The 13,277-nt window shown below is 45.9% G+C and carries 14 protein-coding genes; 7 read left to right on the top strand and 7 right to left on the bottom strand.

Translation table 11 applies throughout. The features are described from left to right. Positions 1–5 precede the first annotated feature (5 nt). The 3 genes from A3Q3_RS0111510 to bioA all read right to left on the bottom strand — a co-directional run bounded on the left by A3Q3_RS0111510 (position 6) and on the right by bioA (position 3,207). Positions 6–320, bottom strand: coding sequence for a hypothetical protein (locus A3Q3_RS0111510; RefSeq protein WP_020183738.1), 315 nt, complete (start codon positions 318–320; stop codon positions 6–8). Positions 321–493: 173 nt separating this feature from the next. Continuing rightward, positions 494–1,891, bottom strand: a complete 1,398-nt coding sequence (dacB, locus tag A3Q3_RS0111505) for a D-alanyl-D-alanine carboxypeptidase/D-alanyl-D-alanine-endopeptidase (protein ID WP_020183737.1) — start codon at positions 1,889–1,891, stop codon at positions 494–496. After that, positions 1,888–3,207, bottom strand: coding sequence for an adenosylmethionine--8-amino-7-oxononanoate transaminase (gene bioA, locus A3Q3_RS0111500; protein WP_033425146.1), 1,320 nt, complete (start codon positions 3,205–3,207; stop codon positions 1,888–1,890). Before bioA ends, dacB begins: the two co-directional genes overlap by 4 nt. A gap of 102 nt (positions 3,208–3,309) precedes the next feature. Between bioA and A3Q3_RS0111495 the strand changes: the two genes are divergently transcribed. Beyond that, a complete protein-coding gene (locus A3Q3_RS0111495) occupies positions 3,310–5,238 on the top strand; it encodes a U32 family peptidase (protein WP_020183735.1) in 1,929 nt (642 codons plus the stop codon). A gap of 28 nt (positions 5,239–5,266) precedes the next feature. Here A3Q3_RS0111495 and A3Q3_RS0111490 read toward each other — a convergent pair whose 3' ends face one another. The 4 genes from A3Q3_RS0111490 to A3Q3_RS0111475 form a co-directional block, all read right to left on the bottom strand. After that, positions 5,267–6,397 carry a phospholipase A gene (locus A3Q3_RS0111490; RefSeq protein ID WP_020183734.1) on the bottom strand — a complete coding sequence of 377 codons (1,131 nt, stop codon included), beginning with the start codon at positions 6,395–6,397 and terminating at the stop codon, positions 5,267–5,269. A 106-nt stretch (positions 6,398–6,503) separates the two neighbouring features. Then, positions 6,504–6,845 (bottom strand): zinc ribbon domain-containing protein YjdM, encoded by a 342-nt coding sequence (locus A3Q3_RS0111485; RefSeq protein ID WP_020183733.1) that lies wholly within the window; start codon positions 6,843–6,845, stop codon positions 6,504–6,506. Between the two features lie 79 nt (positions 6,846–6,924). Next, on the bottom strand, positions 6,925–7,983 hold the full coding sequence (locus A3Q3_RS0111480) for an aldo/keto reductase (RefSeq protein WP_020183732.1): 1,059 nt from the start codon (positions 7,981–7,983) through the stop codon (positions 6,925–6,927). Further along, positions 7,983–8,576, bottom strand: coding sequence for a hypothetical protein (locus A3Q3_RS0111475; protein WP_020183731.1), 594 nt, complete (start codon positions 8,574–8,576; stop codon positions 7,983–7,985). The genes A3Q3_RS0111480 and A3Q3_RS0111475 overlap by 1 nt, the downstream gene beginning before the upstream one ends. A gap of 187 nt (positions 8,577–8,763) precedes the next feature. Here A3Q3_RS0111475 and A3Q3_RS0111470 point away from each other — a divergent pair, with 187 nt between their 5' ends. The 6 genes from A3Q3_RS0111470 to ung all read left to right on the top strand — a co-directional run bounded on the left by A3Q3_RS0111470 (position 8,764) and on the right by ung (position 13,169). Next, complete coding sequence (locus tag A3Q3_RS0111470) at positions 8,764–9,051, top strand: co-chaperone GroES (RefSeq protein WP_020183730.1); 288 nt, start codon at positions 8,764–8,766, stop codon at positions 9,049–9,051. 77 nt (positions 9,052–9,128) lie between these two features. Then, positions 9,129–10,775, top strand: coding sequence for a chaperonin GroEL (gene groL / locus A3Q3_RS0111465; protein WP_020183729.1), 1,647 nt, complete (start codon positions 9,129–9,131; stop codon positions 10,773–10,775). A gap of 179 nt (positions 10,776–10,954) precedes the next feature. Continuing rightward, positions 10,955–11,395, top strand: coding sequence for a hypothetical protein (locus A3Q3_RS0111460; RefSeq protein WP_020183728.1), 441 nt, complete (start codon positions 10,955–10,957; stop codon positions 11,393–11,395). Between the two features lie 48 nt (positions 11,396–11,443). Further along, on the top strand, positions 11,444–11,965 hold the full coding sequence (gene sodC / locus A3Q3_RS0111455; RefSeq protein ID WP_020183727.1) for a superoxide dismutase family protein: 522 nt from the start codon (positions 11,444–11,446) through the stop codon (positions 11,963–11,965). 146 nt (positions 11,966–12,111) lie between these two features. Next, the gene (locus A3Q3_RS0111450; protein WP_020183726.1) at positions 12,112–12,429 is read left to right on the top strand and encodes a hypothetical protein; all 318 of its coding nucleotides are present in this window, start codon (positions 12,112–12,114) and stop codon (positions 12,427–12,429) included. A gap of 38 nt (positions 12,430–12,467) precedes the next feature. Next, a complete protein-coding gene (gene ung / locus A3Q3_RS0111445; RefSeq protein ID WP_369751680.1) occupies positions 12,468–13,169 on the top strand; it encodes a uracil-DNA glycosylase in 702 nt (233 codons plus the stop codon). Positions 13,170–13,277 lie beyond the last annotated feature (108 nt).

Genomic DNA, 13,277 nt, shown 5'->3' with positions numbered 1-13,277 from the left:
AGGTTCTATCTACTCAAACGTCGCCTCATTACACTCAGAAAAGCCAAGCCACAGGCAAGCGCCCAAACTGGTCTAGGTAAGCCTTGGTCTTGCATACTGGCTGTAGCCAAATAAGCATTGGCGTCAGTACGCACATCCATCATTTTTACAGCAAGCGCTACTTGATAATAATCATTGCCGACATTGTCACTGCTAGACACTTGAATACTTGCCGGGCGAGGCTTTGACGCGTTTACAAACCCATCGATTGCCGCATGGGCGGTGAATGCAAGTAGTAAACCGCAAAGAAGTACGATACGAAGAAACACATTGTTAAACATAGCTCCTCCCGAATAATCAGATTATTTGGCGTCAACACTATATTTATTTTTGATTATTGTTATGCTGATTTAGATTCGATTAACCTTTAACGCATAAACCAATTTAGGACTTTATTGACCACGCCACAATAGCCCGTGTGGGTCAATTTTGACGTATGAGACTGGCATGTTTTTTAATGCTGATAGACCCATGTGATCAATGCATCTTGGGCGGCTCTCGCTTGCGCAGATTTTGCATCATTCACCAGCATCACCATGACATACCGGCGCTGATCTTGGCCCAGTATGTAGCCCGCAATTGCACTGACACCATTAATAGAGCCTGTTTTAAGGTGTGCTTTTGCTTGCACATCAGAAGCTTGCATTCTAGTTTTTACTGTACCATCCAAACCCAGAATGGGTAACGAGGCCATCAGCTCAGGCATGACCGGGCGATGAAACGCACGCACCAACATACCGCCTAACTGTCCTGCACTCACGCGTTCTAGTCTTGACAAGCCAGAGCCGTTTTCCACCACCAATGCGCCCATCGGCATATTCAGCTTTACCATCTGTTGCTTGATGACTTCAGCGCCGTGTTGCTCTGTAGCCAAGGTTGCATCATCCACCGCCGCCAAAGTGAGCAATAATTGCCGAGCCATTAAGTTATTGCTCCATTTGTTGATGTCTTGCACTTGCTCGCCCAAAGGCGCTGACCAGTGCTCAAGCATTTTGACTGCACGTTCTGGGGTTGGGCGGATGTTAAGCTTTCCACCAAAGGTACCGCCCAACTCTTTCCACAAAGTCTTAAATGTATAAAGCGCATACTCCTCATCATTGAACAAACTCAACTCCAAATAACGAGACTCACAACTTGCAGCGTAGCTACCTGTGATATACACATTGACACGGCTTTTTTCCGGCACCACTTTGTAGTCGATATTGCTGCGCCAATCGCCACACTCGCCCGCACGTAATGTCAGATGTTGCTCAACATTGACTTGCGGCAATGGAAACTCTTGATGGACATAGACCTGATTGTCCAACACCTGAAATTGCAAGCTAGTTTTACGGCCATTCACCAAGAATGCGCTAGGCGGGGCGTTGTAGGCACGCCAGATCTCATCATCGAAAGCTATGTTGTTTGCTTGTGGAGTAAAGTAGGTTTTATCAATGACCAAATCGCCAGTAACCTTGCGAATCCCTAGCTGTTGTAATTGCATCAGCAATTGCCAAAAATGGTGGGGTTGAAAATCAGGATCGCCATAGCCTTTGATGACCAAGTCCCCATACAACACCCCCTGCTTCACCTCACCATCACGATACACTTCTGTTTTCCAGCGATACGCAGGCGTGAGTTTTTCTAAAGCAGCATAAGTCGTGACCAGCTTCATCACGCTCGCAGGGTTCATCGGCTTATCTGCATTCAGGCTGAGTACCGGCATATTAGCATCGACAGCTTGTACATAAACAGCCACATTTTCTTGTGGAATACCTGCATGTTTTAATGCGTCGGATACCGCGGTTGGCAATGCTGCATAGGCCAATACATGCAGCAAGCTGAGGACGAAAAATAGGGTTAAACGTTTCATAAAGCTTGTTGCACTACCAATGCGGTCTGCGTCACCATCCAATCAATGTCATCTGCGGAGATCACATAGGGCGGCATAAAGTAAAGGGTGTTACCGATAGGCCTTAACAACAAACCATGGGCTAATCCGCCTGCGTAACAATCCCGTGAGAACTGTGGGTTATGTGTTTGCACATCAAACGCATGCATCATACCTTGATGACGTAGATATTGAATAGGCAAGTGAGTAAGTGCTTGCATTTTCGCTTGTATCGCCTGTGAAGTGGCCTGACTTTTGAGCAACACCTGCTCTTGCTCAAAAATAGCCAAAGTTGCGAGCGCAGCACTACAGGCTAAGGGGTTGCCAGTATAACTATGGCTATGCAGAAACCCTTTTACCGTGCGGTCATCATAAAAAGCTTGATAGATATGATCCTGAGTGAGCACTACAGATAATGGCAAATAGCCTCCAGTAATGCCTTTAGATAAGCATACGAAATCTGCAATATCACTCACCTGATGCGCGGCTTGCTCACAGGCAAACATCGTTCCGGTACGCCCAAAGCCCACCGCAATTTCATCTGCAATTAAATGCACATGGTACTGCGTGCAAATTTCCCTAGCACGTTGCAAATACACGGGGTGATACATGCCCATGCCAGCAGCGCATTGCACGATTGGTTCTATGATAAATGCCGCCAACTCATCATGGTGTGCTGAGATATAAGTATCTAACGTATCTGCACAACGCAACGCAAACTGCTCGGCACTCTCCCCAACTTCGGCCAACCTAAAATCCGGGCTAGGCATTTGTGCCGATTGCATGAGCAAAGGCGCATATGTGTCTTTAAAAATCGCCACATCGGTCACGCCCAGCGCACCTAATGTTTCACCGTGATAACTGTTTTGCAGGCTGATAAACTTGGTTTTACTAGACTTACTACTGTTGCGCCAATAGTGAAAACTCATCTTGAGCGCGATCTCTGTAGCGCTCGCGCCATCACTGGCATAAAACGCATGGCCTAAACCTGTGAGCTTGGCCAACTCTTCAGACAGCGCAACCACCGGCTCATGCGTAAAACCAGCCAACATCACATGCTCTAACGTATCTAGCTGCTGTTTAATAGCGGCTTTGATGGTGGGATGATTATGTCCAAACAAATTGACCCACCAAGAGCTCACTGCGTCTAAGTAGCGCTTGCCCTCTGTATCATACAACCAAACCCCTTCTCCACGCGCGATGGGTATAAGCGGATATTGCTCATGATGTTTCATTTGCGTACAGGGGTGCCACACTGCTTGCAAGCTACGCGCAATTAAAGATTGGTTTTCACTCATGCGCAAATTGTACGATGTTTTCACACGTACATTCATGCAAAATGTCGTGCAAAACAGTACTTTGGTCTAAAATGCTGTTTTTTAAATATTTTTTTGTTCCACATGCTAAAAACGCGTCGCCACTTAGAACTACTTGCCCCTGCCAAAAATGCAGAGTTCGGTATTGAAGCCATCAACCATGGCGCCGATGCTGTCTATATTGGCGGCCCAGCGTTTGGTGCGCGCGCAAAAGCACCCAATACGGTGGCCGATATTGCGCGATTAGTAAAACATGCGCATCGCTATCATGCAGAAGTGTTTGTCGCGCTGAACACGATTTTTCACGATAACGAATTAGAGGGCGTACGTCAGTTGGTGCATCAGCTTTATGATGCAGAAGTGGATGCACTGATTGTGCAAGACATGGGCTTATTGGAAATGGATTTACCACCTATCCAACTCCACGCCAGCACGCAAACGGATATCCGCACGGTAGAAAAAGCTCAATTTTTAGATAAAGTCGGCTTTAGTCAAATTGTGTTGGCGCGCGAGCTAGATATTCCTACCATCAAAAAAATTGCAGTAGCCACCACTTGCAACTTGGAATACTTTATCCACGGCGCATTGTGCGTGGCATTCAGCGGGCAATGTTTTATCAGCCACGCGCATACCGGGCGTAGCGCTAATCGTGGTGAGTGCTCACAAGAGTGCCGCTTGCCATACACACTAGAGGACCAAAAAGGTCGTATCTTGGGCAAAGATAAACACTTTCTATCCATGAAAGACAACGACCAAAGCGCCAATCTGCGCGCCCTGATTGATGCAGGCGTGAGCTCTTTCAAAATTGAAGGCCGTTATAAAGATTTACCCTATGTTAAAAATGCTACCGCACACTACCGCCAGCTATTGGATGAAATCCTAGATCATTATCCTGAGTATCAAAAATCCTCAGCGGGCAATACCACTTATACCTTTACCCCGCAACCAGAAAAGACGTTTAACCGTAGCGCCACCGACTACTTTGCCAATGGCCGTCAGGCCGATATTGGTGCATTTGATACGCCAAAATTTTCGGGTGAAGTACTAGGTAAAGTCACTAAAGTAGGCAAAGACTTTATTGAAATATCCACCGACGTTGAGTTACATAACGGTGATGGCGTATGCTTTTTTGATGTGCATAAAGAGTTGGTGGGGTTGCGAGTCAACACGGTGGAAGGCAAGCGTATTTTTCCAAATGAAATGCCAGTCGATATCCGTAACAACACCTTGATGTATAGAAATCGCGACCACGCGTTTATGCGTTTACTCGAAAAAGATTCTGCCGTACGCAAAATTGAAGTGAGCATGACTGTTTATGAAACACGCGATGGCTTTGCACTCACCGTCACGGATGCACAGGGCTTGAGTGCAACAGCGCAAATTACGGCGGAAAAACAAGCAGCTAACGACACTGCAAAAGCAGAAACAAGCGTACGTGAGAATCTAGGCAAACTCGGCAACACTGACTTTATAGCCAAAGACATACACTTGGAGCTTGCACAAGCTTGGTTTATCCCTGCTTCAATTATCAACAATCTTCGCCGTGAAGCCATTGAACAGCTGATTCAGACGCGTGCATTAAGTTATCAGCGCCCGCTGCGTCGCCCATCCAATGTGCCGCTTGCAATCTATCCAGAGGACACCCTGACTTACTTAGCCAATGTCTATAACCAAAAAGCGCGTGACTTTTACCACAAGCACGGCGTAAAAATTATCGCCAAAGCGTACGAGGCCAATGAAGAATTAGGCGAAGTGCCAGTGATGATCACCAAACACTGCTTACGTTTTAGCCACGGGCTTTGCCCGAAAGAGGCCAAAGGCGTGATTGGTGTACAAGGCACCGTCACGGCAGAACCCATGACGTTGATTAGTGGCAACGATCGTTACACTCTGAAGTTTGATTGCAAACCGTGCGAGATGCACGTGATGGGTCAGATTAGAAAACCCATTTTAAAATTGGGGCCGCCGCAAGCGATCAACTTTTTCCCCAAAGGCGCATACACGCCCAGTTAAACTTATCTCATTTAAGTTTAACCGTGACCTACTCCCCTAAAGAGATACCCACACCCAATATAGTTTGGCTATGGTTATAATCTAACAAGCTAGCACCGTAGCCGCTAGAAGCCATCAGATGCAACTTGAGGTAAGGGTTGTTCATCACTTGCCGCTGTAAATCCAATTGCGCAAATCCTTTATTGTCGCTGCGTAAATTATTTCGTAGCAATAGCGTCGCTGCGTTTTTACGCTTACGGTCTTCCCAGCGAATACTCATATCACCATAACCCATGTACTTTTCAATGTCTGGGTTATCGTCTTCTGATTCAGGAATGCGCCACCACGGGCGCACCATTAACGAGAGGCTATCGCTCAGCTCCCAACCGCTTTCCAAATAAAAACGATTCCAACTTCTAGACGTTGGATTTGAACGTCCGTTGGATTGGTGCACCAAGCCAACATTGAGCATCCTGGGAATATAGTGTTTCTTTTCGCCATCCACTTCGTTATCGATACCCAATGACAACACAATCTCTGGCTCATACACATTCTCACGTAGAGGCCTTGAAGCTGCAGAATCAAATACCTGCCAATTAGATTGCTGGGTATAAGCTGCCCAGATACGGGAGCTGGTGACATATGGCAGCTCACGCACGATGGGAATGTTGTTCATCATCTCCGTTTTTAAGCTGATTTGAAACCGCAAGTCTTTATCATCCAAATGTCGATCTTCTGTATTGATATAGCTTGGGGATTGCGGTGTATCGTTCGTATTATTCGTTTTGGTCACCAACAAATAATTGGATTTATACGTTTCAAAATCGCTGATGCTCCAATCACCCTGAGATGTTAACCGCCACTTTCTCTCTAAATAACTAAGCGTACTGGGTTTTTCAATGGCAATAGGCGGTGCTGTTTTTGCAATGGCGTTGGGTGCATCCCCATCCCCTTCAGTAACAGTGTTGGTTGGCGTGGTTTCTGCTACAAACTCTGTTGGTGTACTGATGCTATCAAAACAAGCTAAGCGCTTTTTTGATTCAAATTCAGAGGGATATAATTTTTTGCAATTGATTAGTGCTTGCTCAACCGTGACGGGCGTTTGTGCAAATAATAGCGCTGGCCAACAAAGCATTACTACAGCCCATGCTTGAGCCGTTTTATTTTTAATTCCTTGCATGATGACCATCCCTATTCGACAAAAGTACTACCAGTATGATAGTTAAGAATGTATCACCACGCGCCTACACGCACTATCAGTGCTTATCCTACAAAGGGATTTAACTTTATGCTTTTTTCACAAACTCAGATTTCAATTTCATCGCACCAAACCCATCAATCTTGCAATCAATGTCATGGTCACCTTCTACCAAGCGGATATTTTTGACTTTGGTCCCCACCTTCACCACAGATGAAGAGCCTTTGACTTTCAAATCTTTAATCACGGTAATGCTATCGCCATCTTGCAGCACATTGCCATTGGCGTCATGCACTACTTTCGCAGTGTCTTCGCTATCAGCACGCGCAGCTTTGCTCCACTCATGTGCACACTCGGGGCAAATATACTGGTCACCATCTTCATAGGTGTATTCGGATTGGCATTGCGGGCAATTGGGCAGTTGTGACATGCAGAACTTTCTTGGCTGACAAGCAGCGACGACAAAACCCTATACTTTACAGGGTTAATGTAACCACGTCATCTGCGCGCTACGGTGCAGGATTCATCATGGTCAGATGAATCTGTTCGATTTCTGCCAGCACATCTGCATTTAGCTTCACAAAATAAGACGATACATTTTCTGCCAACTGCGTCATGCTGGTAGCGCCAATCACAGTACTGCCAACAAACCAGCGGTGATAGACAAAGCTCAGCGCAAGCTGAGTAGGTGACAAACCATGCGCACGAGCAAGCGCCGTGTAACGTTTGCTGGCTTCGGGCACACCCGGTTTTTTGTAACGTTGGGCATAGCCCAAAAATTGCGTTACACGGCCCACCGCTTGTGGATCATCCACATACTTACCTGTGAGATGACCGAATGCAAGTGGTGAGTACGCCATGAGGCTGATGCCCTCACGGTACAGCACTTCTGTCATGCCAAATTCCATACCGCGATTCATCAAGTTATAGCAGTTTTGCAGCGCGGCTACTCTTGGTAGATTACGTTCTTTGGCAATGCGTAAAAACTCCATCAATCCCCACGGCTGCTCATTGCTCAAGCCAATCGCACGGATTTTCCCCTCTTTAATCAGCTCATCTAGCGCTTCTAACTGCGCTTGCATGCTGACCCAAGCGATTGGGTTACCGTCTTTGTCTAATTCTGCCAGGGGGTCAAACTGATATTGGCCAAACATCGGCACATTGCGCTCGGGCCAATGCAAATAAGATAGATCCAGATAATCGGTTTGCAGCCGCTGCAAACTATCGTGTACGGCAGCGCGAATATTGTCTCTGTCCAGCCCACTGGGGCCGCCACGTATCCAATGCATGCCGCGTCTGGGCCCGGCAATTTTACTCGCTAAAATAAAGCTATCCCGCGGCTTGGTCTTAATCCAATGGCCGAGAATGGTTTCGGTACGCGTCACCGTCTCAGCGCGCGGCGGCACCGGATACATTTCTGCCGTATCGATAAAATTGATCCCTTGGCTAAGCGCATAATCGAGCTGATCATTGGCATCGGCCTGCGTGTTTTGGTCACCATAGGTCATGGTGCCTAAACATACTTTAGACACGCGAATATCCGTGTTTCCGAGTAAGGTGTAGTCCATTAATGTAATACCTGTTTTTGATCGGTTGAAGTGATAGCGATGGATGCAGTTGCACTGGCCGATGCGCTCAACGTCCACCCAGCTTCTTTTGTACTGAGTTGCAGCATATTGCATATTGCCACAACGGTTTCGCTGGTGAGATTCAAACGCAGATTCACCCCATCAACGCTTTGCATTTCCAAGGCTTGCGTGTTGAGATGTGTTGAAGCATCTGCCTGCAGTAACTGTACCTCTTTAATTAACGTACCACCCGCTTGCAATGCCTCTTTTCTGGGCTGGTACGCAGTTTCAAAATCGAGCTTTTGCAAGGTTTCTACTGCTTTGACTTCTTGCTTAAATTGTTGCACTGCCTGTTGCGGCGCTATATTTGCTGAGGATGCTTGACTGACAACCGCAGCAGGCAAATGCGATTCCGCGCTTAACAGCTGCCAAATCATGCGTGCAACACGTTGCGTTAACCATAATAAGATTTCAGTCTGGTCACTTAAACCCACTTTCAGCAGCAAGCGATCTTGCTCCTGCGAATAGCTCAAATTTAACTGCTGTACCGCAATCTCTGCGCCTGGGGATTGTTCACTTGGTTCTATCGACAAAATAATGTTCCAACCTCAAAAAAGAAGGCTGATTTTTTAAGTTTTACACTTGAATTTATAAAAATCATCCCAAAATTAGCAATCAAGGTAGGTGAGTGCTAAAATCACGCACCGTAATTACTAACGCATTTTTAAACTATTGTTTTTAAACTTTTGATAGTTTAAGCATACACCAAGGAGAAAACTAATGAAAATTCGTCCACTACATGACCGTGTGATTGTTAAACGTTCTGAAGAAGTACGTACAACGGCTTCTGGCATTGTGATTCCAGACAGCGCAACTGAAAAACCTGATCAAGGCATTGTACAAGCAGTAGGCAATGGCAAACGCGACGACAGCGGCAAATTGAATGCCTTAGACGTTAAAGTTGGCGACAAAGTGTTATTTGGTAAATACGCTGGCCAAACTGTAAAAGTGGATGGCGAAGAATTATTGGTGATGCGCGAAGAAGACATCATGGCGATTGTTGAATAATTTCAACGGAAATTTAAGGTTGAATAATCAAATTTAAAACATCTATTGATCAAATATAGTATTCAGGAGAATTTAACATGGCAGCAAAAGACGTAAGATTCGGCGATGACGTTCGTCAAAAAATGGTAAATGGCGTAAACGTATTAGCCAATGCAGTACGCGTAACACTAGGCCCTAAAGGCCGTAACGTAGTGTTAGAGCGCTCTTTCGGCGCACCAACCATCACTAAAGATGGCGTTTCAGTAGCGAAAGAAATCGAATTAAAAGACAAATTCGAAAACATGGGCGCACAAATGGTAAAAGAAGTGGCTTCTAAAACCAATGACATCGCAGGTGACGGTACAACCACTGCAACCGTACTAGCACAAGCCATCATCCGTGAAGGCATGAAATCTGTAGCCGCCGGCATGAACCCAATGGATCTAAAACGTGGTATCGATAAAGCTGTTGAAGCTGCTGTTGCTGATTTAAAAGCACAATCAAAACCATGTACGACAAGCAAGGAAATTGCACAAGTAGGTTCAATTTCAGCAAACTCAGATACATCAGTAGGTCAAATCATTGCAGACGCAATGGACAAAGTAGGTAAAGAAGGCGTGATTACCGTAGAAGATGGTTCAGGCTTAACCAACGAACTAGACGTAGTAGAAGGTATGCAATTTGACCGTGGCTACTTATCTCCATACTTCATCAACAACCAAGAACGTCAAATCGCTTTAATGGACAATCCATTTGTGTTGTTGCATGACAAAAAAATCTCAAACATCCGTGATTTATTACCAGCATTAGAGCAAGTGGCTAAAGCAGGTCGTCCATTACTAATCATTGCAGAAGATGTAGATGGCGAAGCACTGGCAACATTGGTAGTGAATAACATCCGTGGTATCTTGAAAACTGTTGCTGTGAAAGCACCTGGTTTTGGTGACCGTCGTAAAGCTATGTTAGAAGATATTGCTATCTTGACTGGCGGCACTGTGATTGCTGAAGAAGTTGGCTTGAAACTTGAAAACGTAACGCTTGAAATGTTAGGCCAAGCAAAACGTATTGAAGTGGGCAAAGAAAACACCATCATCATTGATGGCCACGGCGTTGAAGCAAACATCAAAGCACGCATTACACAAATCAAAACACAAATCGAAGAAGCTTCAAGCGACTACGACCGTGAAAAACTACAAGAGCGCGTAGCTAAATTGGCTGGCGGTGTTGCAGTGATTAAAGTGGGTGCTACGACTGAAATCGAAATGAAAGAGAAAAAAGCACGTGTAGAAGATGCATTACACGCAACACGTGCAGCGGTTGAAGAAGGCATTGTGGCTGGCGGTGGCGTTGCATTGATCCGTGCACGTGATGCAATCAGCAAAGTAAAAGGCGATAACTTAGACCAAGAAGCAGGCATTAAAATTGTATTGCGCGCGGTAGAAGAGCCATTACGTCAAATCACTGCTAATGCTGGTGTTGAGCCATCTGTAGTAGTCAACAACGTTGCGGCTGGTAAAGGCAACTATGGCTATAACGCTGCTAACGAAACTTACGGCGATATGATTGAAATGGGTATTCTTGACCCAACTAAAGTCACCCGTTCTGCATTGCAAAATGCGGGTTCAGTAGCTGGCTTAATGTTAACGACTGACTGTATGGTTGCTGAATTGCCAAAAGATGACGCACCAGCAATGCCGGATATGGGCGGCATGGGTGGCATGGGTGGCATGGGCGGTATGATGTAGGCTCTTTAATGTTGCATCAACTTTCCGCTTATGGCGGGTTGATGCAATCACGAAGTGCAAACTTGCTACTCCGTAGTATAAAAAACCTCGCTTCGGCGAGGTTTTTTTATTGCAACTGGCTATTTGACGCGAAGTAATCCGTCAATTAGGATGGCTATTTTACGTTAAGGCTCAAGTCTATGTGGTTTGTACGTGGTGTCATCGGACTAATGTTTCTTGGCTTGGCGGTTTGTACAATTCCAATGTGGTTCGAGTCTCCATTTATGGTGGTTTTTACTATGGTGTTTGCTTCACTTGGCTTATGGGTAATGGGTTGGGTGACGAAGTTTTCGCCACAGCATGTGCGTGACAAAGACGTGTTGCGAGAAATTGAAATACATCAGTCAAAGTGGTTCGACTTACGTAACAGAGTTATGGGCTCAATAGCTTTATCATTAGGGCTTGGTGGCCTATATATGGCTTATGATAGTAATTGGCAAATTAGCTTCAAAGCCTTATTGGGCATCGTTATGCTCTTATCTATAGGCTTATGGTACCTAATAAAAGGCTCAAAAGCTGAAGGGCAGCCTAAAACACCCCTGACCCACCATTCAAATGGAGCGTCTAAGGACACTCCTTAACTCAAACATTAGTCTCCGATTTTCAATAGTCATCGCCAAGGAAACATCATGAAAAACAAAATAATACTTGCTGCATTATTGCTTATTAGCTCTTTAGCAACCGCTGCCGAGATAACCGTTAGTTTAAACATAGCAGAAACACAAGGAACAGGCGCAGATGTAGGCACCATCCGTATTGTTGAAACGCCTTACGGCCTTGCTTTTTACCCGACCCTCAAAGGCCTCCCATCTGGGCTTCATGGTTTTCATGTGCATGAGAAACCATCGTGTGCAGCAGCAGAAAAAGATGGCGCTCCAGTAGCCGCATTGGGTGCGGGCGCTCATCTTGACCCACTAGCAACCAAGCGTCATGGCGAGCCTTGGGGTGACGGACATCTTGGCGACCTTCCGCCGCTATACGTAGCTACTGATGGAAGCGCAAGCAATGCGGTGCTTGCACCAAGACTAAAGCTGGCAGATGTCAAAAACCGCGCGTTGATGATTCATGCCGGTGGTGATAACCACTCCGATCACCCTGCGCCTCTTGGCGGTGGTGGCGCGCGCGTGGCGTGCGGGGTAATTGGCAATTAAAACAGTAGCACTTTAGGCGCACTCATTTTCAGTGCGCCGCATGCAATATACATAAACCTACCAAACCGTTAAGTTTGACGATTAATACAGCGTCAATTACGATACGGGCATCTATTGCAGTCTCCACACATTTAAGGCTCGGCACTATGCCATTCAAACAATATTTTTTCACTACGTTTTATTGCATTGCGCTACTCATTGGCTGCGCAAACAATACTCTGGATAACCCTGGAGAGTTAGCAGGTAAGTGGCGTTTGGATGGATTGATCTCCATCCCCATGGAATTCAAACAAGGTGAAGTAACCGCGCTCGATATCACAGAGAAAGTCACCTATGAAGCCAAGGGGCGAGATATATTGGTGACTTACAAAACAGGGGTAGCAAAAGGCACCGTTGTAAAATACACCATCACTGGCGACGATTCTGCTGTGACCGAGCTGGGCACACTTAAACGCGTTCAATAAGCAAAACATTATTCACGTCTAACCCAAGAAGTATTATTTTGACAGCACTCCAAAAATCCGGACAGCTCCACCCTTCATGGCAAGCCGTCATTGGTGACGAGCTCCATCAACCTTATATGGAAGCCTTGCGTGCTTTTCTTCAGCAAGAAAAGGCGGCTGGGAAAATCATCTTTCCCCCAGGCCCGCTGATTTTCAATGCCTTTAATCACACGCCGTTTGATCAAGTGCGCGTGGTGATTATTGGGCAAGACCCCTACCATGGGCAAGATAATAAAGGACAGCCACAAGCGCATGGATTAAGCTTCTCGGTGCCGCAAGGCATGGATTTACCCCCTTCCCTCCTCAACATTTTCAAAGAAATCTCAGCCGATTTAAATATTAAGATGAGCAGAAATGGTGACTTAACGCCGTGGGCAGATCAAGGTGTGTTGTTGCTCAATGCCACGCTGACAGTAGAACAAGCCAAAGCAGGTGCACACCAAAACAAAGGTTGGGAGCAGTTTACCGATGCAGCGATTGCTGCATTGAACAAGCATCGGGAAGGTTTGGTGTTTGTATTGTGGGGCAGTTACGCACAGAAAAAAGGCGATGTGATTGATGCAAAACGCCATTTGGTGCTTAAATCTGTGCATCCATCGCCACTCTCTGCGCATCGTGGTTTTTTTGGCAACCACCAGTTTTCTAGCATTAATCAATATTTAATTGAGCATGGACAAGCGCCTATTGATTGGCAGCTTTAACGTTGTGAGTGGTGTGTGTCATGAGCGCACGCACATAAACCGCTTGTCATGGCATTACAACTTGTTTACACTTAATTAAGATTTATTTACAAATAAACGCCGCACAAA

This window comes from Methylotenera sp. 1P/1, assembly GCF_000384355.1.
In the GTDB taxonomy this organism is placed as follows: domain Bacteria; phylum Pseudomonadota; class Gammaproteobacteria; order Burkholderiales; family Methylophilaceae; genus Methylophilus.
The sequence above is the reverse complement of the archived record's forward strand: the minus strand, read 5'-3'. Positions and strand labels throughout refer to the sequence as shown.

What these genes read in the sequence shown, in the direction of transcription:
- A3Q3_RS0111485 (WP_020183733.1), bottom strand. Translation starts at nt 6,845, where the DNA reads ATGTCACAACTGCCCAATTGCCCGCAATGCCAATCCGAATACACCTAT.
- groL (WP_020183729.1), top strand. Translation starts at nt 9,129, where the DNA reads ATGGCAGCAAAAGACGTAAGATTCGGCGATGACGTTCGTCAAAAAATG.
- bioA (WP_033425146.1), bottom strand. Translation starts at nt 3,207, where the DNA reads ATGAGTGAAAACCAATCTTTAATTGCGCGTAGCTTGCAAGCAGTGTGG.
- A3Q3_RS0111495 (WP_020183735.1), top strand. Translation starts at nt 3,310, where the DNA reads ATGCTAAAAACGCGTCGCCACTTAGAACTACTTGCCCCTGCCAAAAAT.
- sodC (WP_020183727.1), top strand. Translation starts at nt 11,444, where the DNA reads ATGAAAAACAAAATAATACTTGCTGCATTATTGCTTATTAGCTCTTTA.
- A3Q3_RS0111470 (WP_020183730.1), top strand. Translation starts at nt 8,764, where the DNA reads ATGAAAATTCGTCCACTACATGACCGTGTGATTGTTAAACGTTCTGAA.
- A3Q3_RS0111490 (WP_020183734.1), bottom strand. Translation starts at nt 6,397, where the DNA reads ATGCAAGGAATTAAAAATAAAACGGCTCAAGCATGGGCTGTAGTAATG.
- A3Q3_RS0111460 (WP_020183728.1), top strand. Translation starts at nt 10,955, where the DNA reads ATGTGGTTTGTACGTGGTGTCATCGGACTAATGTTTCTTGGCTTGGCG.
- A3Q3_RS0111480 (WP_020183732.1), bottom strand. Translation starts at nt 7,983, where the DNA reads ATGGACTACACCTTACTCGGAAACACGGATATTCGCGTGTCTAAAGTA.
- dacB (WP_020183737.1), bottom strand. Translation starts at nt 1,891, where the DNA reads ATGAAACGTTTAACCCTATTTTTCGTCCTCAGCTTGCTGCATGTATTG.
- A3Q3_RS0111510 (WP_020183738.1), bottom strand. Translation starts at nt 320, where the DNA reads ATGTTTAACAATGTGTTTCTTCGTATCGTACTTCTTTGCGGTTTACTA.
- A3Q3_RS0111450 (WP_020183726.1), top strand. Translation starts at nt 12,112, where the DNA reads ATGCCATTCAAACAATATTTTTTCACTACGTTTTATTGCATTGCGCTA.